This window comes from Corynebacterium camporealensis (assembly GCF_000980815.1).
Classification (GTDB): domain Bacteria; phylum Actinomycetota; class Actinomycetes; order Mycobacteriales; family Mycobacteriaceae; genus Corynebacterium; species Corynebacterium camporealense.
On the sequence record NZ_CP011311.1, the window covers coordinates 2,324,828 to 2,349,909 of the forward strand.

Annotated in this window: 22 protein-coding genes and 4 pseudogenes; 9 read left to right on the top strand and 17 right to left on the bottom strand. The window is 62.1% G+C overall.

Going from position 1 to position 25,082, the window contains the following annotated elements; translation table 11 throughout:
* Positions 1-50 precede the first annotated feature (50 nt).
* Genes chrA through UL81_RS10810 form a run of 3 tightly spaced genes read right to left on the bottom strand, consistent with a single transcriptional unit; the run spans position 51 to position 2,001 of the window.
* Complete coding sequence (gene chrA, locus UL81_RS10800; RefSeq protein WP_035106264.1) at positions 51-1,244, bottom strand: chromate efflux transporter; 1,194 nt, start codon at positions 1,242-1,244, stop codon at positions 51-53.
* Positions 1,245-1,292: 48 nt separating this feature from the next.
* The gene (gene panD / locus UL81_RS10805; protein ID WP_035106262.1) at positions 1,293-1,706 is read right to left on the bottom strand and encodes an aspartate 1-decarboxylase; all 414 of its coding nucleotides are present in this window, start codon (positions 1,704-1,706) and stop codon (positions 1,293-1,295) included.
* Positions 1,707-1,743: 37 nt separating this feature from the next.
* Positions 1,744-2,001, bottom strand: coding sequence for a hypothetical protein (locus tag UL81_RS10810; protein ID WP_035106260.1), 258 nt, complete (start codon positions 1,999-2,001; stop codon positions 1,744-1,746).
* Between the two features lie 159 nt (positions 2,002-2,160).
* On the opposite strand from UL81_RS10810, the gene UL81_RS10815 reads away from it, so the two are divergent.
* The 3 genes and pseudogenes from UL81_RS10815 (at position 2,161) to UL81_RS10830 (ending at position 4,523) form a co-directional block, all read left to right on the top strand.
* Complete coding sequence (locus UL81_RS10815) at positions 2,161-2,463, top strand: transposase (RefSeq protein WP_035106258.1); 303 nt, start codon at positions 2,161-2,163, stop codon at positions 2,461-2,463.
* Between the two features lie 103 nt (positions 2,464-2,566).
* Positions 2,567-3,232, top strand: coding sequence for an IS3 family transposase (locus UL81_RS10820; protein WP_201774407.1), 666 nt, complete (start codon positions 2,567-2,569; stop codon positions 3,230-3,232).
* A gap of 25 nt (positions 3,233-3,257) precedes the next feature.
* Positions 3,258-4,523, top strand: a pseudogene (locus tag UL81_RS10830) (IS3 family transposase).
* A 40-nt stretch (positions 4,524-4,563) separates the two neighbouring features.
* Here the strand turns inward: UL81_RS10830 and UL81_RS10835 are convergent.
* The 7 genes and pseudogenes from UL81_RS10835 to UL81_RS11930 all read right to left on the bottom strand — a co-directional run.
* Positions 4,564-5,415: pseudogene (locus UL81_RS10835) on the bottom strand (aminotransferase class I/II-fold pyridoxal phosphate-dependent enzyme); the annotation flags it as partial.
* A gap of 21 nt (positions 5,416-5,436) precedes the next feature.
* Positions 5,437-6,060, bottom strand: coding sequence for a DUF1707 SHOCT-like domain-containing protein (locus UL81_RS10840; RefSeq protein WP_035106255.1), 624 nt, complete (start codon positions 6,058-6,060; stop codon positions 5,437-5,439).
* 10 nt (positions 6,061-6,070) lie between these two features.
* Entirely contained in the window at positions 6,071-6,952 is an 882-nt protein-coding gene (locus tag UL81_RS10845) for an anchored repeat-type ABC transporter permease subunit (protein ID WP_035106253.1), read from the bottom strand.
* Positions 6,952-7,677, bottom strand: coding sequence for an anchored repeat-type ABC transporter ATP-binding subunit (locus tag UL81_RS10850; protein ID WP_035106252.1), 726 nt, complete (start codon positions 7,675-7,677; stop codon positions 6,952-6,954). The genes UL81_RS10845 and UL81_RS10850 overlap by 1 nt, the downstream gene beginning before the upstream one ends.
* The gene (locus UL81_RS10855) at positions 7,677-8,525 is read right to left on the bottom strand and encodes a choice-of-anchor M domain-containing protein (RefSeq protein ID WP_035106251.1); all 849 of its coding nucleotides are present in this window, start codon (positions 8,523-8,525) and stop codon (positions 7,677-7,679) included. The genes UL81_RS10850 and UL81_RS10855 overlap by 1 nt, the downstream gene beginning before the upstream one ends.
* Complete coding sequence (locus tag UL81_RS10860; RefSeq protein WP_236684474.1) at positions 8,522-9,895, bottom strand: anchored repeat ABC transporter, substrate-binding protein; 1,374 nt, start codon at positions 9,893-9,895, stop codon at positions 8,522-8,524. The genes UL81_RS10855 and UL81_RS10860 overlap by 4 nt, the downstream gene beginning before the upstream one ends.
* 98 nt (positions 9,896-9,993) lie before the next feature.
* Entirely contained in the window at positions 9,994-11,115 is a 1,122-nt protein-coding gene (locus tag UL81_RS11930; RefSeq protein ID WP_052737456.1) for a choice-of-anchor M domain-containing protein, read from the bottom strand.
* Between the two features lie 110 nt (positions 11,116-11,225).
* Between UL81_RS11930 and UL81_RS12140 the strand changes: the two genes are divergently transcribed.
* Complete coding sequence (locus UL81_RS12140; RefSeq protein ID WP_082099226.1) at positions 11,226-14,594, top strand: choice-of-anchor M domain-containing protein; 3,369 nt, start codon at positions 11,226-11,228, stop codon at positions 14,592-14,594.
* A gap of 729 nt (positions 14,595-15,323) precedes the next feature.
* Here UL81_RS12140 and UL81_RS11995 read toward each other — a convergent pair.
* Positions 15,324-15,860, bottom strand: coding sequence for an IS5 family transposase (locus tag UL81_RS11995; protein WP_201774402.1), 537 nt, complete (start codon positions 15,858-15,860; stop codon positions 15,324-15,326).
* Positions 15,861-15,994: 134 nt separating this feature from the next.
* Positions 15,995-16,204 (bottom strand): annotated as a pseudogene (locus UL81_RS12210) (transposase); the annotation flags it as partial.
* Between the two features lie 90 nt (positions 16,205-16,294).
* On the opposite strand from UL81_RS12210, the gene UL81_RS10885 reads away from it, so the two are divergent.
* The 3 genes from UL81_RS10885 to UL81_RS11725 all read left to right on the top strand — a co-directional run bounded on the left by UL81_RS10885 (position 16,295) and on the right by UL81_RS11725 (position 18,309).
* The gene (locus UL81_RS10885) at positions 16,295-16,528 is read left to right on the top strand and encodes a helix-turn-helix domain-containing protein (protein WP_046453597.1); all 234 of its coding nucleotides are present in this window, start codon (positions 16,295-16,297) and stop codon (positions 16,526-16,528) included.
* 76 nt (positions 16,529-16,604) lie between these two features.
* On the top strand, positions 16,605-17,555 hold the full coding sequence (locus tag UL81_RS10890) for a restriction endonuclease (protein ID WP_046453598.1): 951 nt from the start codon (positions 16,605-16,607) through the stop codon (positions 17,553-17,555).
* A gap of 379 nt (positions 17,556-17,934) precedes the next feature.
* Positions 17,935-18,309 (top strand): hypothetical protein, encoded by a 375-nt coding sequence (locus tag UL81_RS11725; RefSeq protein WP_081961622.1) that lies wholly within the window; start codon positions 17,935-17,937, stop codon positions 18,307-18,309.
* Between the two features lie 37 nt (positions 18,310-18,346).
* On the opposite strand, the pseudogene UL81_RS10900 reads toward UL81_RS11725, so the two are convergent.
* From UL81_RS10900 to UL81_RS10920, 4 genes and pseudogenes are all read right to left on the bottom strand, one after another.
* Positions 18,347-19,612 (bottom strand): annotated as a pseudogene (locus UL81_RS10900) (IS3 family transposase).
* Positions 19,613-19,747: 135 nt separating this feature from the next.
* The gene (locus UL81_RS10910) at positions 19,748-20,509 is read right to left on the bottom strand and encodes an ABC-2 family transporter permease (protein ID WP_035107444.1); all 762 of its coding nucleotides are present in this window, start codon (positions 20,507-20,509) and stop codon (positions 19,748-19,750) included.
* Positions 20,502-21,281: an ABC-2 family transporter permease gene (locus tag UL81_RS10915; protein WP_035107446.1), complete on the bottom strand. Its 780-nt coding sequence runs from the start codon at positions 21,279-21,281 to the stop codon at positions 20,502-20,504. The genes UL81_RS10910 and UL81_RS10915 overlap by 8 nt, the downstream gene beginning before the upstream one ends.
* The gene (locus UL81_RS10920; protein ID WP_035107447.1) at positions 21,282-22,208 is read right to left on the bottom strand and encodes an ABC transporter ATP-binding protein; all 927 of its coding nucleotides are present in this window, start codon (positions 22,206-22,208) and stop codon (positions 21,282-21,284) included.
* Positions 22,209-22,888: 680 nt separating this feature from the next.
* On the opposite strand from UL81_RS10920, the gene UL81_RS11925 reads away from it, so the two are divergent.
* Both UL81_RS11925 and UL81_RS10930 read left to right on the top strand, forming a co-directional pair.
* Entirely contained in the window at positions 22,889-23,632 is a 744-nt protein-coding gene (locus UL81_RS11925; protein ID WP_158407913.1) for a sensor histidine kinase, read from the top strand.
* Positions 23,633-23,666: 34 nt separating this feature from the next.
* Entirely contained in the window at positions 23,667-24,386 is a 720-nt protein-coding gene (locus UL81_RS10930) for a response regulator transcription factor (RefSeq protein ID WP_046453600.1), read from the top strand.
* A 13-nt stretch (positions 24,387-24,399) separates the two neighbouring features.
* On the opposite strand, the gene UL81_RS10935 is transcribed toward UL81_RS10930, so the two are convergent.
* Complete coding sequence (locus UL81_RS10935) at positions 24,400-25,038, bottom strand: LuxR C-terminal-related transcriptional regulator (protein WP_035107450.1); 639 nt, start codon at positions 25,036-25,038, stop codon at positions 24,400-24,402.
* Between the last annotated feature and the right edge of the window lie 44 nt (positions 25,039-25,082).

The window sequence follows — 25,082 nt, forward strand, 5'->3', positions numbered from 1 at the left end:
CGTGTCCCAGAATACACCGCTTACGGAAAGTGCAAGGTTGCTCTATTGAGCTACAGCGCGATCAAACCGATGACGGCGGCGGCAATCACGACCGCCCACGCCTGCAGTTTCCACGCCTGCAGCGCGGTAAACGATGCCGCAGCCACAGCCATCGTGGCCGCGGAGGTCACACCGGCGATGAAGACAGGGTCGTACAGTGCGGCGGCGAGGATGCCCACCACGGCCGCGTTCGCACCAGCGATTGCGCGCGCCGCGGCCGCGTGCTTGCGCAAGCCCTCCCACAGCGGCAACGCCCCGAGGACGAGGAGGGCGGCGGGAAGGAAAATCGCGATCGTCGCCACCACGGCCCCGATCGCCCAGTGCACCCCTTGGGCGGATGCGCCGAGGAAGGAGGCGAAGGTGAACAGCGGACCCGGCACCGCCTGCGCGGCGCCGTACCCGGCGAGGAAGGTGTCGTGGTCAACCAGCCCGGTGGGCGCGGTCGCGCTCTCCAGCAGCGGTAGGACAACGTGGCCGCCGCCGAAGACGAGCGCACCGGCGCGGTAGAAGGTGTCAGCGATAAAGGCTGTTGTGCTGCTGGCCGCGGCCGCGAGCACAGGCAGAAGCACGAGCAGGGCTGCGAAAACCGCGAGCGACGCGAACGCCACGCTCTTCGGCACCCGCGAGCTAAACCCAACGTCATCGTCTGCATCGGGAGTCGCCCGGAGCGCTGCGAGCCCCGCGACCATACCAACGACGATCGCGCCGACCTGGACGAACGGGTTGGGGATTAAAAGCACAAGGATGAATGCTGCCAGGGCGATACCCGCGCGGATCTTGCCGGTGATCAGCGACTTTGTCATGCCGAGAACCGCGTGCGCAACGACGGCGACCGCCGCGGCTTTCAGGCCCGCCAGCCACCCGGCGTCGGAGATGTCCCCCATGACCGCGACCTCAAGGGCGAAGAGTACAAGCGCGATTACCGACGGCATGGTGAACGCGAACCACGCCGCGAACATGCCGAGGTAGCCGGCGCGTTGTAGCCCGACCGCCATGCCTACCTGGCTTGAGGCGGGCCCAGGCAGGAATTGGCACAGGGCGACCAAGTCGGCGTAGGTCTTCTCGCTCATCCACTTGCGCCTGGATACGAACACGTCGCGGAAGTAGCCGAGGTGCGCCGTCGGCCCTCCGAAGGAGGTCAGCCCGTGGCGGAGGAAGACGGAGAAGACCTCGGCGACGTTACCTTTAACCTGCTGTGTAGACATCGTGAGATAGCGTCTCACATTTCGCGGCGTGCTGCCGGGTTCGCGAGCTTAGTCCAGATGGCGCGGGTTGATCAGGCCGGAACCCGCCGGCGCGTGGGCTGGGTCCTCGCCGAGCTCAACCTGCTTGTTGTTCTCATCGACGAAGATGACCCGCGGGCTGTAGTCCTTAAGCTCCTGCTCCTCGTAATGCGCATACCCGATGATGATGACGAGGTCGCCGGGGCTGATCAGGCGGGCGGCGGCGCCATTGATGCCGATCACGCCGGTGCCCCGGTCGCCCGTGATGGCGTAGGTGGTCAGTCGGTTGCCGTTGTTGATGTTAACGACGTCGATCTGCTCCCCCTCTAAAATGTCAGCAGCCTCCATGAGGTCAGCGTCGATCGTGCAGGAGCCGACGTAGTGCAGATCGGCCTGCGTGACGGTGGCTCGGTGGATCTTGGATTTCAACATGGTGCGCAACACGGTTTAAGAGTCTAGCTGGCGGCGCATGCGAGGGGTTTTACGTGTCCTCGTCCAACTTCCGTCGCACGTCGAAGCGTAGCGCCTCCGCCTCAGCGATCGCGGCGAGTCTGCTTCCGGCATCCGGTGCGACAGAACGCTTGGTAGTCATGGCCTCAAGATCCCTTCTCAGAGGCCTTAAGGACGCTGGGTTTGCGAACAGTTTCTGCTCATAGGCCGTGCCGACGCCACGAGTGTGGATGATCTCATCAAGGTCGACGAGGGCCTCAATCAGGTCGCGTTCGGTCTCAGCGGCCATGAGGGCAACTGACTCACCTATCGAGAGCGTCCGATAGTTTGTGTGCGGGGGGTTGGTTTACAGGTATTCCGCGAATCGGTCTGGGTATGCCACAGCTAGTTGGTTGATTAAACCGGCCTGGGTTGGTGAGAGGGCATGATGTAACGCAGGAGGAACATCATGGCTATCAGCCTCTACGATCAGGAGACCCGCCAGCGGGCGGTGCGCCTGTACTTCGAGGAGCTCGCTGACGGTGCTTCATCCAAGGCAGCCACGCTACGCGCTGTCGAAGCTGTCATCGGCATCAAAACATCCACTATCCGCAACTGGGTACGCGCAGAAGAGAAAAAGGTGGACCTCACCGTCGAGCAATCCGACGCCGAGAAAGACGCGGAACTTGCGGCCCTGCGCAAAGAAAATGCCCGGCTCAAAGAAGCCAACGAGATTTTGAAGCTGGCCTCAGCTTTTTTCGCCCAGGCTTAAGCTCGACCACACACTAAAGTAATCGTGGACTTGACCCGCACTCACCGGCACCTGTATTCCATCGAGCGGATGTGCCGCGTGCTCGGGCGAGCATGAATACGCTATTTCACCAGCAACGTTCTACCGCTTCCAGGCCCGTGGTTTCGGGCCCACCCCTGCCGAGCTGGACGAGGCTTACACCGCGCACCGGCTCTTTGAGCTGTGGCGGGCCAATCGGCGGATCTACGGACGACGAAAACTATGGAAACCCGCCCACCGGGCAGGCTGGAACATCGGCCGTGACCAGGTGCAACGTCTGATGAATATCCTTGGAATCGCGGGTGTACTCCGACGCAAGACCACACGCACCACCGTTGCTGATCCCACCGCCGAGCGTTTCCCGGATCGTATTCAACGGGCCTGGTCGCAGGCTCAGCGCCCCGATCAGTGGTGGGTCGCGGATTTCACGTATGTGCACACCAGCTGCGGTTTCAGCTACGTGGCTTTTGCCACCGACGTGTTCACCCGTGAGATCCTGGCGTATGTCGTAGACACCCGAGCCACGAAATCTTTGGTCATCCGTGCGCTGCGACAGGCACTGGCGCTACGCCAGCGCCAGGACCCGTACTTTGAATCGGCCGGGGTGATCCATCACTCGGATGCAGGCTCACAGTACACCTCCACAGATCTCCGCCGGCTGCTGGCCGTTTACCAGATGGACGGGTCTATCGGCACAGTCGGCGACGCCTACGACAACGGTCTGAGGCGGCCTGGGTTGGTCGGAGACTAGGTTTTACCCTAGGAGGAAGATCAGCATGGCACGACCCAGTCAGTACGACGCAGCCACGCAGGAGCGCGCGGTGCGCATGTACTTCGAGCGCCTCGAGGAAGGCGACATCTCCAAGGCGGGCGCCCGCCGGGAGATCGGTGAACTTCTCGGTGTGAAGGAATCCACCCTGCGCAACTGGATCCGCAAACAGGAAAAGCAGGCCGAAGCTCCTGAGCCCGGTTCCCTGTCCTACCAGCAACTCCAGGCCGCCTACGACGAGCAGGCCAAGGAAGTGGCCAAGCTGCGACGCGCCAATGAGATTTTGAAAACGGCGTCGGCTTTTTTCGCCCAGGCTTAAGCTCGACCGCAAACTTCGGTAATCGTGGAGTTCATCCGCACCTACCGCCACCGCTTCGGGGTCTGGCCAATCTGCGAAACCTTGACTGCCCATGGCATCGCGATTGCCCCAAGCACCTTTTACGACCATCAGGCCCGCGGCTTCGGCCCCTCGGACGCCGAACTCGACGAGGCCTATGCCGCCCACCGCATCTACCGGTTGTGGGAGGCCAACCGCAAGGTCTACGGCCGGCGCAAACTCTGGAAGTCCGTCATCCGTGACGGCATGACTGTTGGCCGTGACCAGGTCGAACAACTGATGAAGATCACCGGAATCAAAGGCGTGTCACGAGGGATGCACCGCAAGAAGACCACCGTGGCCACCCCGGCCCACCGCCGGCACCCGGACCTGATCAACCGGCGGTGGGCGTATCCGTCGCACCCGGATCAGTGGTGGATCGCGGACTTCACCTACGTCTGGACCCGGGAGGGCTTCTGCTACGTCGCCTTCATTGTCGACGCCTATTCGCGAATGATCCTCGGCTGGGTGGTCACCACGGTCATGGACACCCGGATGGTGCTCATGGCCCTGGAGCACGCCCTGTTTTCCCGTCGGCGCACGAGGATGGACTTCACCGCCACCGGCATCGTCCACCACTCGGACGCGGGAGCCCAGTACACCTCTATGGCGTTTACCGATGCCCTTGTCGAGGCCGGGTTGCAGGGCTCGATCGGCTCGGCCGGTGACGCCTTGGACAACGCGATGATGGAATCAACGATCGGGCTCTACAAGACCGAACTGATCGGCTTCGATCCACGTCGTACGTGGAGGGATGCCCAGGAGGTAGAAACGGAAACGGGCTCGTGGGTCTACTGGTACAATCACCAACGTCTGCACTCGTCGATCGGTGACGTTCCCCCGATCGAATACGAGCAGGACTACGAGGAATTCAACACCGCCAGAAGAGCCCAGTAAGGCTTTTACCCGTAGTCTCCGAAAAACTCAGGCCGATTCAGAAGCCGGCGGCCTGGTTCTTCGGGCCGGTGATGATGAGCCAGCCGGCGCGGTAGCCGGCCACCCGGTAGGCCTTGGACAGCCCGTTGAAGGTCAGGGTGAGCACATCGGGGGCGGCTTCGGCCATGGAGATGTGCTCGGCGCCGTCGTAGAGGATGCGGTCGTAGATCTCGTCGGCGAGGATCATCAGGCCGTGCTCGCGGGCGATCTGGGCGAGGCCGTCGACGATGTGCCTCGGGTACACCGCGCCGGTGGGGTTATTCGGGTTGATCACCACGATCGCCTTGGTACGGTCGGTGATCTTGGCCCGGATATCGTCGAGGTTCGGGTTCCACTCGTCGTCCTCATCGAGCTCGTAGTGCACGGGCTTGCCGCCCGAAAGCGTGGTAGAGGCGGTCCACAGCGGGTAGTCCGGCATCGGGATCAAGACCTCGTCGCCGTTGTTGAGCAGCGCCTGGGTGGTCATGGAGATCAGCTCCGAGACCCCGTTGCTGAGGTAGACATCGTCGAGGTCGAAGGTGGGGAAGCCGTCGATAAGCTCGTAGCGGGTGACCACGGCGCGCCGGGCCGGCAGGATGCCCTTCGAGGTGGAATAGCCCTGGGAGACCGGCAGGTTGGCGATCATGTCGCGCATGATCACATCCGGGGCGTCGAAGCCGAAGATGGCCGGGTTGCGGGTGTTGAGCTTCAAAATGGAATGCCCGTCGGCCTCCATGCGCTCGGCCTCCTGGGCGAGCGGGCCGCGGAGGTCGTAGAAGACGTTCTTCAGCTTATCCGACTGATCGAACGTGGGTACCTGGCGGCGCCACGGGGTGGGCTGCGGGTGGGGCTGGGAGGAATCGGGCTCGTTCATACCTGTCTATGGCGCCATAACTTACTTGCGCATCCGGTCGATGGAGCGCTTCACGAAGCCCATCGCCTCATTCGTCAGCTCCCCGGCGAGCTGGGAGCGCTGCGCGCGCAGCTCCTCGCGGCGGGCCTCGTTGTGGGCTTGGCGCTCGGCGTTTTCTAAGGCATAGGCCGCGCGGATCTCGCGCAGCCGCTGCTTTTCGAGCGCCCGCGGCGAGGGGGCAAACCAGCTCGCCGGGCCGATCTTCATGATGTAGAGCAGGATGAACACCGTGGGGATGATCGCGATGAGCGCGCTGAAACCCGGGTGGACCAGGATCAACAGCGGCGTGGCGACGAACGTGCCCACCGTGGTCAGGCTCATCACCCCCAGGCGGGTTTTCTTACCCGCGCGGTGGGCTTCTGCGATCTCGGCGGCCGAGTACAGCGGCCCGTCGGCGGGGGAGTGCTGGAGGTCGGCGGGCAGGTCGTCGAAAAGCTGCGCCAGCTCGGAGCGCTTCGTGGCGGCGGTGACCTGCCGGCAGCGCTCGTCGTACTCGTCCATGGTGAGCCGGCCTTCGGCGAAGGCGCGGCCCAGAGCGTCCATGGCGGTGCCGCGTTCTTGATCGCTGAGGCGGATCTCCGGGCGAGAGGGGTGCTGCGAGCTCATGCGGCTCAGTCTACTGGGCCGACTGCGCTGCCGGAACCGGGGAGTTTCCGTATTTCCGGCTGCGGGTGCGCACCGAGACCCCGATCCAGGCGATGGCCCAAAAGGCGGTGACCACGAGCACGATCGTGGCGCCGGCGGGGTAGTCGAGCGCCCAGGAGAGGTACATGCCTAAGATCGCGGCGGCCACCCCGATGCCGGCGGCGAGCCAGGTCATGGTGGGCAGGTGGTTGGTCAGCAGCCGGGCGCAGGCTGCCGGGGTGATCAAGAGCGCCAGCACCAAGATGTTGCCGACGATCTGCACCGAGATCACCACCGCCGTGGTCACCGCCAGGTAGAGCAGCAGATCGAGGGCGAGCACCGGCAGGTTCATCGCCTGCGCGGTCTCCCGATCCAGGCTCACGGCGGTCAGCGGGCGGCGGGCGAGATACATCACCACGATGACGATCGCGCCGACTATCGCGGTGATGATGAGCGAGCGCGTCGAGACGCCGGTGAGCGAGCCGAAGAGGAACGTGGTGAGGCTCGCGGTGTAGCCCTCCACCCGGGAGATCACCACGAGGCCGAAGGCGAAGGAGGCGGCGAAGAGCACGCCGATGATGGTGTCTTCGGTGATGCGGCGCTTCTGTGAGAGCACCGCCACGCCCACCGCCACGGCCGCGCCGGCGATCGCTCCGCCGAGCAGCACGCTGGCCTGCAGGGCGAAGGCGATGGCGATGCCGGGGAAGACAGCGTGGGCGACGGCGTCGCCGATAAACGCCATGCGGCGCAACACCACATGCGTGCCGACGACCGCGCACACCACCGCCGCCACGATCGCCGCGATGAGCGCGCGCGGCAGAAACGCCAGCGCCGGGTTGGTCAAATCGTCGAGGAATTGCCCAAAGGTCAGCATCACGCTACCCCCACAGAGCGCAGCAGCGCCGAGTCCGGGCCGATGCCGAAGGCACGCTGCCAGGCGGTGGGCTCGGCGGTGGCGTCGAGAAGCTCGCCGGAGACCAAAAGCACCCGGTCGCAGGCCTCGACCGCGGCGCGCAGGTTGTGGGTGGTCATGAGGATGGTGGCCCCACCGTGGGCGAGCTCGGAGAAGAGCTCCATGAGCGCTTCCTCGGTGGGGGCGTCGACGCCGGTGAAAGGCTCGTCGAGGATCAACAGCTCCGGGCGGCGCGCGAGTGCCCGGGCGACCAGCACGCGCTGTTTCTGCCCGCCGGAAAGCTCCCCGATGGGCCGGGAGGAAAGGCGTGCGATGCCGCAGGTCTCCAGTGCCTCCTGCGCGGCATCACGATCGCTTGCCGACGGCCTGCGCCACCACCCCGTGAGATCCCCGCGGCCGGTGAGCACGCAATCGGCGACGTTGATCGGATACGTCCAGGCGATCTCGTGTTTCTGCGGCACATACCCGGTGCGCCGGCGCAGCGCCTTGCCGGTGTGGCTGCCGAGCTGCGCGCGCCCGCGCGCCGGGATGAGCCCCAAGATCGCGCGCAGAAGCGTCGTCTTGCCGGCGCCGTTGGGCCCCAGCAGGGCGGTGAAGCTGCCGCCGGCGATCTCCGCGTGGGCGTCGTGGATGATGACGCGCTCAGACAGGGCGATCCTGTCGAAAGAGAGCGTGAGGTTGTTCATTACTTGGCGCCTCCCGCGGTGTCCTTACGGCGGGTGGCCCGGGCGATGAGCGCGACGATCACCACGGCGACCAGGGCGGCCACACCGCCGATGATCAGCCACGTGTAGTCGGACTCTTCCTCGGTGATCATGGAGTCATCCGGGCGGGTGTAGGTCGCCGGGTCGATGCCGACGGCGAACTGCAGGCGCGCGTCGCTGGTGTATTCGTTGCCGTCCGGCGCGTCGATGGTGGCGCGCACCGTCACCTCGTGCGGGCCGGGCTCGGTGAACACCCAGTTGGCGTGGGTGTGGGTATCGGGTTCGACGAAGATGGAGTCGTGCTTGGCGCCGGTCCACAAAACATCCGGGTCGGAGAAGCCGCCGGCCTGGATGAACAGCGAGTGATCGCCCGGGCCGCGGTGCTCGAGGATCTCCAGCTCGACGCCGGTGCCGACGATGTCATCGATCGTCGGCGACTGCGTGTTCCAGCCCAGCCACGGCACGTCGGCGACCTCGGTCTGCGGCACGACCCACACGGTCTGGCCGGGATCGGCCTTCAAGAAGTCATAGGCGTCGTCTTCGGGGACGACGAGCTCGGCGGCCTCACCGACGCCGAAGGTCACCGCGTCCGGGGTGCGCCAGACGGGCTCGGTGCCGGAATCGTCGCGCAGCAGCAGCTGCAGGCTGCCGTCCTCGCCGCGGTGCGGGCCCATGTCGACGTGCCCGCTGCTGATCACGGCCGGCTCGCTGGAGACCTCCTCGTCGGCACTGACCTGCTGCTCGAGGGCCGGATCCGCCGGCTGGGCCGCCGCGAGCGGGGCGAAAGCCATGGTGAACGAGGCGGCGAGCAGGGCGATTTTCTTTTTCATTGCAGACATCTCCTCAGTGTCAACGCGTTGGTTTTCATTAAATCGAGATAGGTGGGCACGGCGTCGCTAAGCATGTCGCCGTGGATCGTGCAGACGTTCAACCCCAGGTCCCGCGCGATCTCGCTGAGCGTACCCGGACCGTTCTGCTCAGTGGGTTCGAGAAACACCGCGGGGACCTCGAGGTGCTGCAGGGTGCGGGTCAACGCGATGACATCGCGTGCCGACGGCTCCACCGCAGGGTTCGGCGAGACCACCCCCGCGACGTTGAGGTCGTAGGCGGCGGCGAGATAACCGTAGCCGTCGTGGGTCGTGACCAGGTTCCGGTTCTCCGGCGGAATGTCGTCGATAAGCGCGCGAACCTCCTTATCGACGGCGTCGATCTCCTCGCGCAGGCGCGCGCTGTTGGCGGCGAAGGTCTCCGCGTTGGCCGGATCGAGCGCGGCCAGCTTGTCCTCGATGACGCGCACCGCGGCCGCGGCATTCGCCGGGTCGTGCCAGGTGTGCGGGTCGATCTCGCCGTGGACATGCTTGCCGAGCACCGCCTGCGGCAACACATAGACCTCCGCGCCGGGCTGGCCGAGGAAGCGATAGGCCGGATCCGGCGGCACCTGCTGCAAGGCGCGCGCCGGGACCTCGACGACGCGGTCGGAGAACTCGTGGTCGTCGCCACGCAAGCCCACCTCGCCGGTGTGCGTATCGACGGCCACGTCCACGTGGCCCTCCCTGACCGCATCGACGCCGGGATCGACGCCGACGGCCAGCCGGATGCTCCCGGCGCCGATCTCTGCGCCGCTGTCGGCATCGCGGGCGGAGATGTCGAGCTCATAGCGGCCGGCCTCGGTAAAAGACCAGCTCAAGTGCGTATGCGCGCCGGTGGGCAGGCGGAGCTTATCACGATCGTCGACACCATCGGAGGTGTCGAAGTATCTCACCGGCTGCCCGAAGGTGCCGGTGAGATACGCCGTCACCTCGCCGGGGCCACTCGACTCAGTGAGCACGAGATCCACCGCCTGGCCGGCGCCGTGATCGCCGACGACCTGCGCACCCAACCACGGGGTATCCAGCGTGAGGTCCTCGACCAGCGGGATCAGGGTCGCGCCGTAGGTCTCCGAGTCCTCGGAGACCGTGACCAGCTCGGTCGACTCCGGCCGGGCGTTGCGCACCGTATCCATGAGCGCCTGGTCCTCTAACAGCAGGTGATTGGCCAACACGAGATCCGCGTGCGCGACGGTCCGGATGTCGCGCAGACCCGGCTCGAAGGAGTGCGGGTCCGCGCCCGGCGGCACGAGCGCGGTGACGCGGGCGGCATCCCCCGCCACGCCTTGGGCCAGATCCGCGAGGATGCCGGTGGTGGTGACGACGTCGGTCACCCCATCGTCACGCTGCGGGACCTCCGGGGCCGGAGCACAGGCGGTCACGCCCAGCGCGGTGAGGGCAAGGGCGGAGAGCGCGCGGGCACACCTGCCCGTCACGAGAGCTTGTCCTCAGGGGTGATCTGTTGGGTGGCGGCCTCGACATTGGCGTCTTCCGTGCTTTCGGCGGCGTCTGCCTCGTCGTCCTTGCCCTTGCGGAAACGCCAGAAGATGGCGATGCCGGCGGCGAGGATCAGCAGCGAGCCGACCAGGAACCACCGCGAGCTCATGCGCAGCGCGGAATCCTCCGAAGCCTGGCCCGCCAGGGCCGAGAAGCCGGGAATTGGCGGGGCGTCAGCGGAAAACGGCGCATCAGCCGACGCCGGATCGAGGGCGTCCGGGGCGCCGGGAGCGCCCGGAGCACCAGGTGCCGACGGTGCGCCCGGCGCCCCGCCGGACTGCGCACCACCGCCCGGGGCACCCGGGGCACCGCCCGAGCTTGCGGGAGCGCCCGCACCGCCAGCGGCCTGCTCGCCGCCGGAGGCTGCCTGGCCGCCGCCACCGACGCCAGCAGCGGCCTGGCCGCCGCCGCTGCCATCGCCCACGGTGAAGGTGTAGGTGGCCTGGTTCGAGTTCACGCGCTGGCCGTCGGCGTTAATGCCGCTGGCCTGGGCGGTGATGGTGTAGGTTCCCGGGGCGTCGAAGCCCCAGTTGACGTGGACGTGCGAGGGCTCGGCCTGGCGGATCACGACACCGTCGTAAAGCCACAGCGCGCCGCTGGTGGTTACCGGCGAGGCGGCGCCGAAGGTGTCCTGTTGCCACATGAAGATCGTGCCCGGCCCGGAGACCGAGGTGAGGTGGAAGTCGATCGTCGAGAAGCCAGCGCCCTTCACCCCGTTGGTGTCCCAGCCCGGCCACGGCCGATCGGAGGCCTGGGCCTGAGGCAGGAAGTAGGTGGGGCGGGCGACGCCGGAAACATTGCTCGTGGAGTCGGTGTAGGTGTGCTCACCGATGACGATGTTGACGTTTTCGGCCCGGTGTCGCACGCCCTGGCCGGTGACGTCCTCCTTGAGGTCAAGGACGAGTTCCCCGGAGTTCGGGGCGGTGACGTGGAAGGCGTCGATATGGCCTTGGTCCAGCGTCAAAGCGCGCGCGGGAGCTGCGAAAGCAAGGGCTGCGGTAATCAAAACAATGAAGGTAAAACTGAGCAGTACAGGCAGCCTGTGAAGGCGGATCATGGGCATTCCCTCCCATGGTAGATGGAAACGATTTTCATAATCGAGTATGCTACACGTTCGCGGATTGAAACCCGGGAATCCGCTGTCAGAAACATGTCAAGGAGTGACATATGAACAGAATGCGTCGGTTCGCCTCACGCGTGGCGGCCGTCTCTACGGCACTGATGCTCACCAGCGCCCCACTGGCCATAGCCGGGCCCGACGATGGTTCCTTCGTAGCTACCGAAGCCCATGTCGACTCTCCTAAGGCCTTTTGGGAAGACAATAACTTCAGTCTCAAAACCTCAATCAAGGGCCAGACCCCGCCGGTCGAGGACACCGTCCTCTGGATCGGCAAGAACTCTGGCAAAAAACAGCAGCAATACGTTTATGAAGTCGGTCACGCCAAGGGAGAAGAGTTCCTCGGCGAAGACGGCACGTTGCACTATTGGGGCCCCGCCAAGGTCTACGGGCAGGACTACCCCATCTGGGCGGGCTTCGGTGCGGATGCTGAGGTGCCCGTCGATAAGTTCCGCGACAGATCCTTCAGCCTGGATATCGTCGGCTTCAACGGCCCCGGCCGCATGGAATCCTTCACGTACAACGCGTGGAACCATAACCCGATCACCCGCCTGTGGTCCTCGCACGATCCAGGGCTGCGTCAGACGTGGGTGAGCGCGGGCAGCCACCTGCACACGGATACGACCTTCACCAAGCCGGGTCGCTATGAAGTCACCTACCAGGCGACCGGGCGCGACAAGGAAGGCAACCTCATTGCTTCCGAGTCGCAGACGGGCGTCTGGCAGGTCGGCGGCACCCGCCCTGCCGAGGAAGGCGAGGGCCTGGGCGATGTGCGCGAGGCTTATAACGCCGCGAGCTCCGAGGGTCTGCCCAAAGACCCTAAGTTCACCATGCGTAAGCATGAGGGCAACGACATCATGGGTGCGGAGTACCTCACCGATTTGATCTTCGAAACCGGCGACGAGAAAGACGACGGCCACGCCGTCTTCTTCATCGACGGCTACTACCTCGCCGAGGTGCCCGTCGAAAAGGGCCGCGCCGTATGGCCGGAGATGATCGGCTCTTATTCCTCGGACTTCCAGGTCGTCTACGTCCCCGACCAGCACGGTCAGCGCTGGATCTCGGAGCCGCTGAAGTACGACCGCAGCCAGAAGGAGGCCAGCACCAGCAAGCTGGGCAACTATCCGGAGGAGAACACCCAGGACCCGCCGCCGAAGTTCGACGCCTCGGAGATCAAGGTCTCCAACCCGGAGGTCTCCGCCGGCACGAAGATCGACGGCGAGACGATGACCGTCAACGTCACCCCGGCCGAGGAAGACTTAAGCCTGTATGTCAACGGTGGCGTCTACAAGGAAGGCAATACGCACCCTTCCTGTGACATCAAGTTCATCTCGACGCCGACCGAGCGTAACCGCCCCGTCAACGTCAAGCACTGCACTGGCGACGACTACGAGGTGCGCTTTAGCGCGATCCCGTCTGCTCGCTGGACCGAAGGCGGCACGCTGTTCCAGATGGATCCGGGCGAGTCGCAGAAGACCAAGCTCGGCGACCTTGAAGCCGTTGCGGCTCGGCAGGGCGACTCTGACGGTGCGGGTGATGCTTCGAACACCAAGCCGGGGCAGAACCCGCCGAGCACTGGCAACGCGGAAGGCGAGCAGCAGGACGATGCCAACACCGAGGCTAACCAATACGAGATCTCGCAGGGCCACATCGACTTAGGCCCAGTGCAGGGCGAGGACGGCTCGGTCTCCTTCCGCCTGGGTGATGAGTCCAACCAGTACGAGCGGGGCAAGGTGTACCGCGACCCCGATGATGTCACCATGGTGGTCGGGGAGCCTTTCCGCGAGACGCTGCGGGAAGAGTATGTCTCCGGCGAACTGTCCTTCCTGGGCAACGCTGGCGATGAGATCCACATCGTTCCCCAAGTTCAGAAGGGCAACGAGCTGTGGCCAGGCTTCTCCACCGAGTACTCCGGCGGCAAGGCCTACGACATTGAGATCGAGCCCGTCTCCGCCCCTGAAGGCGGCGAGTGGTACGCGTACACCTCCGGTTCGTTCGGTGGTGTCTCCGAGATGCTCGGCAGCTCTGAAGGCTCCAGCCGTATTGAGCGCTCCAAGCAGATCCACCTGCACAACAACTGGGCATTCACCAAGCCGGGTGAGTACGTCATGCGTATGCGTGCCGTCGAAAACGGCGGTACCGAGGCCACCGAGTGGGAGAACGTGACCTTCCGCGTCGGTGACGGCAAGGGCGCCGGTAACTCGGGCAACACCGGTGGGCCGGGCGCCAAGCCGGCGAACCCGGCGCCGAAGCCTGCCCCGGCCCCGGGCACCAACCCGACTCCGGGTGCGCCGGGTGCGAATCCGGCCCCGGGTGCAGACCCGGCTCCGGGCGCTCCGGGTGCGAACCCGGGCGGCCAGGGCAACCAGGGCCCGGAAGCTCCCGTGGCTGATGGGCGCGTCGAGATCTCTCAGGGCCACATCGACCTGGGACCGGTGACCGACGCTGGCAGAACCGAGTTCCGCCTCGGCGACGAGTCGGGCCAGCATGATCCCGGCAAGGTCTTCCGTGACCCGGAGGATGTTGTCATGCTCGTCGGCGACGAGTTCCAGCACCACCTCACCGAAGACCACGTTGCTGGAGACATGGCCTTCCTCGGCCATGCCGGCGACACCGTGTACATGATGGGCCAGGTGCAGAAGGGCAACGAGCTGTGGCCGGGCTTCTCGACGCAGCACGCCGGCGGTACCCCGTACGACATCCAGATCGAGCCGGTCTCGGCACCTGACGGTGGCCGCTGGTTCGCCTACACCTCCGGCACCTTCGGCGGCGTGGGTGAGTTCTTCGGTTCCTCGGACGGCGGTTCGTTGATTGAGCGTTCCCAGCCGGTGCACATGCACAACAACTGGGTGTTCACCCAGCCGGGTGAGTACGTCATGCGCATGCGTGCCCTGGAGCACGGCAACCATGGCAACGCCACGGGCTGGAAGAACGTGACCTTCCGCGTCGGCGGCGACAGCGGCAGCGGCCTGGCCGCTGGTTCGGTCAACGGCGGTGGTGCCGGTGCTGATGGTGCGCCGGAGGCCCCGGCCGCACCGGGTGCTGGCGGCGGAGCCGCCGGGGCACCTGCTGGTGGCGCATCGGTCGCCCCGGGTGCCAAGGCTGGTGCTAAGCCCGCCGGCGGCGCTGCTGGCGCACCGAGTGCCGGTGGCAAATCCGGTGGTGCCCCGGGCGCCCCGGGTGCTGCTGACGCCCCCGGTGCCGAAGGTGCTGAAGGCGCGCCAGGTGCCCCGGACGCCGTGGGTGCCGATGCGGCAAACGCGGAGACCTCTGCCTCCATGACTCCGTCTGGTGGCAAGGGCGCTTCCGAGCTGACGATCTGGGACAAGATCGTTCGCACCCTCAGCCTGATCCTCACCTTCGTTGGTGTGGGACTGGGTGGCGTCGGAGTGTGGCGTCGTTTCGGGCCCTTCTTCTGATCCAGGTGAGTCCGGCTGTCAGCGGGCCGCTGTGGGCGGCCTGCTGAGAGCGCGGGACTGATCCGGTTGCGGAAGCGTCCACGGAATTGTCTCTGTGGGAAGGGCCCGCTCACCATTGTGATTCGGTGAGCGGGCCCTTTTCTTATTGTTTGGGTTGCTATAGGTGGCCTTCTGGGGTGGCGTTGATTCCACTATGCCGCGGCATAGTTCTCGATCCCCGTGGTGCGGCGGCACCAGCGCTCGCCGCACGGCGCAGGAGACAGTGTGTCCCGTGTGCCTATGAGTTTTCGGGGATCCATTGATTCTCGATTACGCACGTGCGTAAGGCCAGAGGCCTCAGGCGACAGTGCGCCTCACGTACCTATAAATCCCCTGGGAGTCATCGATGTCCGATTACGCACGTGCGTAATGGAGGCCAGTGGGTCGACTCCGACTCCTATCGTGGGACGCGGGATCGTCGAAAAGCGGCGAGCGGTCTCCCTCTTTAAAGCGCGAGATATTACGCACGTGCGTAATCGTGGGCGGGATTCAGTGAGGTGAAAGCGCTCCGACGCCCCGATCCGGCTCACTATGCCGTGGCATAGTCGCTAGAAATTACGCACGTGCGTAATGGAACGGGGTCGACTCCTTCAGCCTTGAGAGTCGGATTACGCATGTGCGTAATGATTGAGGCGCCGCGGTCGCACACCCAGATTGGTTTCCTCGCCTATAGCGTTTTATGGACCAACCTTAGGGCGTGTCTGACAATTTCTTCAGCCAGGTCATGACGGCGATAGCCATCACGCCGGCCCGGTAGACAACTGCGAGCTTGTCGTACCGGGTTGCCACACCCCGCCACTGCTTGAGGTTGCCGAAAAACCGTTCCACCACGTTGCGGCCCTTGTAGGACTGCGCATCGAACGTCGGTGGACGCCCACCCTTCGAGCCTTTCCGCTTCCGGGCGGCGATCACGTCCTTCTTCTCCGGGATCGCCGCCGTGATCTTGTGCTCGCGCAGATACCTGCGCACAACCTTCGATGCATACGCCCTATCCGCGCGCAGTTCATCGGGCCGGGTGCGCGGTCGGCCCACCGTCCCGGGCACCCGCAGGCGTTTCAACAACGGGATCAGCACCGGGCAGTTACCGCGGTGGCCCGCAGTGACGATCATGGGCAGGGGCATACCGTGGCCGTCGACCAGGGCGTGGACCTTGGTAGACAGACCACCCAGTGATCGGCCGACCGCGTGATCAGGCGGCTCGGCCAGCGGGTTGTTGTAATTCGACAAAGCCCCCTGTGACCCGCGTGATGTTCGTGGCGTGCTGATGGGCCCGGGTGATCGTCAAAGTCCACCGACACCGACCAGTCGATCAGGTCTTCCGTATCGGCCTGTGTAAGAAGTCGCTGAAGGATCACCTCCCAGGTGCCGTCCTTGGCCATCCGGTTGTGCCAGGTGTAGACCGTCTGCCAGGACCCGAAGCAGGCGGGCAGGTCACGCCACGCGATCCCTGCCCGAAGGCGGTAGAGGATGCCCTCGAGCATCTGTCGGGGATCGAAGAACGGTCGGCCTTTTTTCCCCGTGCGACGGGGCAGAAGCTCTTCGACCATCTCCCACTGGGTATCACTGAACATGTGACAACGCGACACGGGAGCCAGGGTCCCATGCCACACTTCCCTCAATTGTCAGACACGCCCTAGTCATCACGGGACGACATTGGGGAGGTGACCAGCAAAGATGACCTCCTGCGCGAATTCGGCGCCCGTGTGTGCGAGAGACGTACAGAGTGCGGGTGGTCCCAGGAGGAACTGGCTCATCGGTCCGGGATGCACCGCACCTACGTCAGCTCCGTCGAGCGCGGGGAACGCAACATCGCCCTGGTCAACATCATCGCTATCGCAGGCGCCCTGGACATCGATGCCGGCACACTGGTGGGCGGGCTAAGCAATCTGCACTAGTTGCCCCGGGCCGCAGGGTGCGTCGTTTCTCCCGGTGATTACACGGCCCGTGGCTGGAATATGAGATGATGAGGCCATGACCGGAGAAAGTAATGCGGCATCTTTCACCCAGCAGGGTATGCCTACCCACCAGCAGCTAGTTGTCCCAATTGTGCGGGCAATAGGGGAGTTGGGGGGATCCGCCAAAGCCCGGGAAATCACTGATCAGGTTCTCGATAACTACCCGGATGTCGAGCGTCTCCTGGAGATGACGTACCCGTCCCGGCCTAACCAGTCGGTTTTGATTGACCGCATCGCCTGGGGGCGTTCTACCGCTAAATTGATTGGGGTCCTCGAGCAACCCTCCAAGGGGATGTACATCACCACTGATCTGGGCGAAGAACTGCTTGGAGTCTCGGAGGATGAGGCTATACAGCGGATTCGTGATCTCGACCGGGAGTACAGCCGCCAGCAGCGTCGGAAAAAATCGGACAAAATCCAGCCACCGAGTCCGGCGGAAACGGATGAGGAGGAACCCTCGGAAGAGGTTCTCGCTGAGACGGACACCGAAGATGATGACTCCACGGCTACGTGGAAGGTCCAGCTTTTGGATCGCCTCCACCGTCTCACACCGGAGGGCTTCGAGAAGTTCGTTCTCTATCTCTTGCGCCGTTACGGGCTGGAGCTGACCCATATCGGGGGAAGTGGAGACGAAGGGATCGACGGGATCGGTACGGCTCCGCTGAGTCCTGTCCTTTCTTCGCGGGTGGCGGTCCAGGTGAAGCGATACGCCCCGAATGGGAAACCGATCGGGCGAGACACCGTTGCCCTGTTCCAACGTGACGCGCAGACTAAGGGGGCCGAGCGCGCCATCCTGGTGACCCTCAGCCGGTTCACTGACCCGGCCCGTAAGGCCGCGACTTCTTCCACCCCCACCGTTGACCTGATCAGTGGCGACCGGTTGGCCGATCTCATCCGCGACGACGGAAACTCGGGAGTGAGCCTGCAGCCGACGGTCAACGAGAACTGGTTTAACAAGTTCGACTAGAGCGCCGGGCGGCTGCGGTGGTCGGGAGTGTCCGTGTTCCAGTCACGGTGTAGTGGTTGGATTTCGTAGGCAACGAGAGCCCCGCAGGTGCGGAAGTCTGCTGGCGTTCGCGCACTCGTGGAGCGCTCGCTCCTCGTGCGTGCGCTGCGAGGCGGCGGGTGTCGGTTTAGGATCCATCGTGACGATCCCCCATCGTCACGAGTCCCCGGCGCACCCCCCGATGGCGTCGGGGCTCACCCATATCTGCCGCAGGGTGGCGGTGCATGCGGCATGAGGCGGCCTGGGTTGGTCGGAGACTAGGTTTTACCCTAGGAGGACGATCAGCATCATGGCACGGCCCAGCAAGTACGACACCGCCACCTAAGAACGCGCGGTACGTATGTACTTCGAACGTCTCGAAGACGGCGACATCTCCAAGGCAGCCGCCCGCCGAGAGATCGGAGAACTGCTCGGCGTAAAGGAATCCACCCTGCGCAACTGGATCCGAAAACAGGAAAAGCAGGAACAAGCACCCCAGCCCGGCTCCCTGTCTTACGAGCAGATCCAGGCTGCCTACGAGGAGCAGTCCAAGGAAGTCGCCAAACTGCGACGAGCCAATGAGATCCTCAAGTCGGCAGCTAACGCCGCAAACGCTTGCGCGTGCTCCCGGCGAGCTTTCACAGCGTTAATAAGTTCCCGCCCACTAGAAAATTGCTGGCGAACAGTAGCTTCCCGTTCGAGCGCCCCGGTCATGTTACGCACCTCCTTAAGCTGAATCGGCCTGAGTTTTTCGGAGACTACGGGTAAAAGCCTTACTGGGCTCTTCTGGCGGTGTTGAATTCCTCGTAGTCCTGCTCGTATTCGATCGGGGGAACGTCACCGATCGACGAGTGCAGACGTTGGTGATTGTACCAGTAGACCCACGAGCCCGTTTCCGTTTCTACCTCCTGGGCATCCCTCCACGTACGACGTGGATCGAAGCCGATCAGTTCGGTCTTGTAGAGCCCGATCGTTGATTCCATCATCGCGTTGTCCAAGGCGTCACCGGCCGAGCCGATCGAGCCCTGCAACCCGGCCTCGACAAGGGCATCGGTAAACGCCATAGAGGTGTACTGGGCTCCCGCGTCCGAGTGGTGGACGATGCCGGTGGCGGTGAAGTCCATCCTCGTGCGCCGACGGGAAAACAGGGCGTGCTCCAGGGCCATGAGCACCATCCGGGTGTCCATGACCGTGGTGACCACCCAGCCGAGGATCATTCGCGAATAGGCGTCGACAATGAAGGCGACGTAGCAGAAGCCCTCCCGGGTCCAGACGTAGGTGAAGTCCGCGATCCACCACTGATCCGGGTGCGACGGATACGCCCACCGCCGGTTGATCAGGTCCGGGTGCCGGCGGTGGGCCGGGGTGGCCACGGTGGTCTTCTTGCGGTGCATCCCTCGTGACACGCCTTTGATTCCGGTGATCTTCATCAGTCGTTCGACCTGGTCACGGCCAACAGTCATGCCGTCACGGATGACGGACTTCCAGAGTTTGCGCCGGCCGTAGACCTTGCGGTTGGCCTCCCACAACCGGTAGATGCGGTGGGCGGCATAGGCCTCGTCGAGTTCGGCGTCCGAGGGGCCGAAGCCGCGGGCCTGATGGTCGTAAAAGGTGCTTGGGGCAATCGCGATGCCATGGGCAGTCAAGGTTTCGCAGATTGGCCAGACCCCGAAGCGGTGGCGGTAGGTGCGGATGAACTCCACGATTACCGAAGTTTGCGGTCGAGCTTAAGCCTGGGCGAAAAAAGCCGACGCCGTTTTCAAAATCTCATTGGCGCGTCGCAGCTTGGCCACTTCCTTGGCCTGCTCGTCGTAGGCGGCCTGGAGTTGCTGGTAGGACAGGGAACCGGGCTCAGGAGCTTCGGCCTGCTTTTCCTGTTTGCGGATCCAGTTGCGCAGGGTGGATTCCTTCACACCGAGAAGTTCACCGATCTCCCGGCGGGCGCCCGCCTTGGAGATGTCGCCTTCCTCGAGGCGCTCGAAGTACATGCGCACCGCGCGCTCCTGCGTGGCTGCGTCGTACTGACTGGGTCGTGCCATGCTGATCTTCCTCCTAGGGTAAAACCTAGTCTCCGACCAACCCAGGCCGCCTCAATTAACCGAATGTGTTGAACGAAACTGATCATGGCTAGGTTGAGACGAATAGATTATCTATCCGGGGGGGATTACAGTGCATCAGCCCCTTGCCAATCGGCGTTTGAACAAGGTCAGAAACATTCCCGACCAGCACAAAGCACTCGGTAAAACTGTCAGCATAGCTAGGCCCATATTCTCCGCCCCTAGGTTTCGAGTGAAGGATGTGGAGATTACCTGGGTCGTGGGGAGGAGCATTTCCACAATCGTCGAGTTGAACGCGAAATGGGTAGCAACTGCGGCTGCCATAGAGGCGACTGTCAGTGCGATCGCAATAGAGACAGTGCTTGCGATACTGCGCGTATAAGTACTGATCCACAAGTAAAAGGCCCCTACAGCAAGCATCCCTACTCCGCTAAGAAGGGCAGCTCCTACAGCGGACATGAAACCGTATTCAGTGGTGCGCCCGGTAAACACTCCATATGCGATGACGATGAAGGCCTGCATGATGGCGATAAAACCACAAACGATTAAGAGCAACCGGAGTTTTTCTCGAAAGACAAAAGATGTGCCGCCTGGTTGACTGCCTATCCATTGAATGTTTGCTCGTTGGAATTCGGGCTGCATAAGTGTCCCCACGATGCCCGCAACCAGAATCGGCAAGATGACTCCGAAGTACAGCCCGCCTAAGTTGTTCCACACCGTAGCGTAAGCGGACTGCGGATCGGTGCTCCAGATTTCGGCGCCAGCCATCGCTGAGCCGTAGAACAATGCTCCGACAAAAATTGCGACGACTGCGCCTGATACGGCTACGGTACTGGGGGCTTTCTTCAAGCTAAAAGGCGCGCTAAATCGTTTAGTCATTGGTCATCCTCCGTGGGAATGAAGCTATAGAGATCAATCCGATGAGCACGGATGTTATGAGGACTACAAGTGGAACCAGGGCGGAATAGGAAGACTCAAAGAACCCATCACCATTCACCCTGACAGGACTTACAGCGCCGACGAACGTGAACGGGATCCATGCCGCGACCGCCCTGGGGATAAAGTGTCCCGCCGAGCCGAGCAAAGCCCCTACAAGGGAAAGCGCCAGAACAAAGGCTTGGCCGTGCTGCCTTAGCGCTAGGTTCAAGAATGCAGGGACTAAGCACAAGACTTCAGCCACCAGCCCGAAGCTCACAATGGCGATGTAGTTCCCGCCCATCTGGACGCCAAAGCTTGAACCAGCAAGGAAGGTTGCCAATACCACCCCCGCTATTCCCGTAAAGGCAACTAACGTGGCCCACAGTGATTTCGACAATCCGATCTCTTTGGCAGACAGACCAAACGTCTGTATCCGTGCCAGCATCCCAGTTTCTTTGTCACTTGCGGTCAGTACGAGAAGGGATGAACCAACCAGCATCGGCACCATAAATCCGCCTAACTGCACGATGTTGATGCTTAAAGCTTTGGGATCATTTCCAACGGACGCATCTTGGAACATGGACAACACCACTGCCACTGACCAGCCACTAAACAGGACAATGATTCCGAGCGGAACTATCAGTGCCCACTTCCTGCGATACTTCGCAGGCTCCAGTACCGCTAAGTGCAACGCTCTGCGAGTTACTCCGACACTCTCCATTAATCGAGGCATTTAGGCTCCTTCCATGGATGGAACGGTCCGTTCGCCGGTCATTGCAAGAAAAGAATCTTCAAGCGTTTGTTTCTCAACTCGCATAGAGGCGACGCCAACGCCACGGTTAACCAAAGCCCGGATCAGGCGGGCAGACTCCTCTCTTCCCTCATACGGCAATGAAAGGGTGTGGTCGCCTTGTTCTCGATATCGGATTCCTCCACTTGCAAGAACTTCCTTGGCCTGCTCGCCTTCCAAAGGATCTAATACAAGCTCGGCTTCTCCAGACAGGTTGTGGAGCGGACCTTCGTAGCACATCCTTCCCTGCTGAATGACACCTACGACGTCCGCGATGTGTTCGATCTCAGAGAGGATGTGGCTCGATACCATGACGGTCTTTCCCATTTCTCTGGAGAAATAGAGAATTAGCTGACGGATTTCCCTGATGCCTTCCGGGTCCAGTCCGTTGGTTGGCTCATCAAGCAGCAAGAGATCGGGGTCTCCAACCAGAGCAAGCGCAATGCCCAGTCTTTGCTTCATGCCCAGGGAATAAGCGCCGGCCTTCTTGTGTGCTTGTTCCGATAAACCAACGAGCTTAAGAAGTCGCTCTTCCTGTGGAGCGACCTTACGTATCCTGCTTACATAGCGAATGTTTTCTGCGCCCGTGAGGTTTGGATAAAACGAGGGCTCTTCAATGAGGCTTCCAATACGCGAAAGATACCCCTCGTCTTTCGTCTTCATGAGGCGCCCACCCATAAACACCTCACCCGATTCCGGTCGCAGAAGACCGAGCAAGATCTTCATCACGGTACTTTTACCTGCACCGTTTCTACCGAGAAAGCCGTAGACCCCGCCTTGGGGTACCGAAATTGAAAGATTCGAAATGATCTGTTTCCCGCCAAGGAATTGGTTCACCCCGCGAGCTTCGAGCAGAGCGGTAGCGTTCATTGGAGCCCTTTCCTACTTCGCTTTTCTTGCGCTTCCAATCAAATTCTTGCCACCTAAGGAGCTGGGTTTCCATCGGATCTAGACGTTTGTCACCCTGCGGGGACAACACCACCAGTTGCCGACGAAGCAAACGGCAAGCTCGCTAGGCTTAAACTGAACAATGATTTCTAAAATGAGAAGAGGAGTAGCCGATTAGCACCTCAGATGTGCCTCCGACCTCGCTAGAACTGGCACCAGACGCAATGAAGGCTCAAAGAAGCTTCACTGATAGAGCATTTGAGGCCTGGTTCTACTCACGCGAGACTGTATGGCTTGGTGCTTTAGCCACACTCCTCTTTCAGGTTGCAGTAACCGGTCTTTCTGGTGACCTCGGAGGTTTCCCGAATCTGTGGGTGTGGTTGTTGTTTACAGCCACACAGTTTGTGCTTCTCCTTGGCCGAAGAAGGTACCCGTTAGCTACGTTTACAGGCCATGCGTGCGTAGTCGCTTTGTCGGCGCTGCTATTTCATGCCGGATCTTATTGTTGGCTTCCATTCCTCGTTGCATTAGGAAGCCATATTGTGCGTTCGAGCCTGCGGAGCTCACTATTCGCGGGAGGGTGCGCAATACTCTTATCGGTACTTATTGCTACCTCTTTCGAACCCAACGAATCGTTCCGGATTGAATCCTTAATCCCAGTATTGGCGACAGTAGCAATCGCCATTGCGGCCTCTTCGTTTTTCCGTTGGCGTCAGGAATCCCTGCTAAGCCGGGATAGGGCACTTGTAGCGGAGCAGGAGACCCGGGCAGCTATTGAACGCCAGCAACGAGCCGAAGAAATGTCGAGGATAGCCAGTAAATTGCACGACAGTGTCGGTCACAACCTCACGGGAATCATTACCCTTACCGAAGGCATCATGGATACTCCCGCTCATCACGGGTTAAACGAGGAAATCAAGGTCGTTAACGAACTAGCACGAGAAGCCCTTGAAGAGACTCGCTTCGTAGTTCAATCGATCGGTTCGCCCGGCCAACAAGCGGAAATCGAACCCCAGCAAGCTGGAAAGCCACGGACCTGGGAGGACATAACGGATCTAGTCGCAAAAGTCAGGACGGCAGGTCTAGCAATGGTATTAACCGAACACGGTAAACGCGTTGACCAGCCCCATTTAACTGAGCTGGCTTTCCTGGTGATCCGAGAAGCGCTAACAAACGTAATGAGACATGCGGTGTCTGCTACTCGAGTGGTAGTGTCTCTGACTTTTGAAGCGGAGTGTTTGAAAATTACAGTTCACGATAATGGCAAGCAAGTGACATCCCCTTGTAAAGCAGGAACCGGTCTAACCGCAATGTCGAAAAGAATTCGAGATGCTGGCGAAGACGTCACTACTACCAGTACATCCAACGGGTGGAAGCTAACCGCACGTATCCCCTACCAGTCTTGATATCTTCCGAATCTACTGAGGATCAACCGTCACTATGCTTCACCACAAAAGCGCCGTAGAGAACAGCCCCCGACAACGGAAAACCGGAGTCTTAATCGTTGATGATCAACGATCCGCCCGAATGGGCCTATCTCTCATGGTTAACCGTGCACCAGATTTAGAGACCCTCGCTTCTGTAGAAAACGGAAAAGAAGCCATTGAGTGGCTACGAAACCGTAAGAGCCACAGGGAGCGCATGCCCGACATCATCCTCATGGACATTCGGATGCCCGAGCTCAACGGAATCGAAGCCACTGCCGAAGTCACGCGCCAGTTTCCACAAGTCAAAACGCTCGTGATGACGACCTACGACCAAGACGATTACGCCTTCGGGGCGCTTGACGCAGGTGCTACTGGATATCTCCTCAAGGACGTTCGTTCCGAAGAACTTCATCGCGCAATTCGAGCCATCGTTAATGGTGATGCAGTACTTACCCCGCGCGTAACTTCGTCGATGATCCAGCAGCGCCCTCGCAAACCGACTAAGCAGAAATCGTTGCAGGCTAAAGAAGCATTCAAGTTACTGTCTCCGCGTGAATTTGAAGTAGCCGAGTTAATTACGCAAGGGCTAAACAACGCTGAAATAGCTGAACGATTAGTTATTCAGCCAAGCAGCGTGAAAAAGACAGTCACCCGAATATTGAACCGCATGGGTATCCGCGACAGAATCCAGATCGTCGTGCTCTGGTACGAGTCCGGATTAGGTCGCGCTTGATTAACGCCGCTAACTACAGCACGCCTTGTTCACGAGCGGCAGCGACTGCGGAGGTGCGGGAGCGTACGCCGAGTTTGTCGTAGATGTGTACTAGGTGGGATTTGACGGTGGCCTCAGACAGCATGAGTTCTTGGCCGATTTCGCGGTTGGAGGCGCCGGCGGCGACTAGCTTGAGCACTTCCAGCTCGCGTGGCGTAAGCGAGGTGCGTGGGGTGCGTACGCGCGTCATCAGGCGGTCGGCAACCACGGGGGAGAGTGCGGAGTCGCCTTCGGCGGTGGAGCGCACTGCGGCGAGCAGTTCCTGTGGCGGGGCATCCTTGAGCAGGTAGCCCACTGCGCCAGCCTCAATGGCGCCGAGGATGTCCGCGTCGGTGTCGTAGTTGGTCACCACGAGCACCTTCGGTGGGTGTTCCACGGTATTGCGGATGGCAGCGGTGGCTTCGGCACCACCCATGACGCGGGTGCCTTCCACGCCCGCGCCGAAGCGCAGGTCCATCAGCAGCACGTCGATGCCACCAGCTTGGGCAGCAGCAATGGCTGCTTCCGCGGTGGCGACCTCGCCGACGACCTCGATGTCTTTAGCCCCCTCTAGCACCGAGCGCAGACCCAGACGCACAATCTCGTGGTCATCAGCCAGCAGTACTCTAATCACGGGGTTCACTCCTTGGGTCGCGACGGGCTTTATCAACCAAAAGT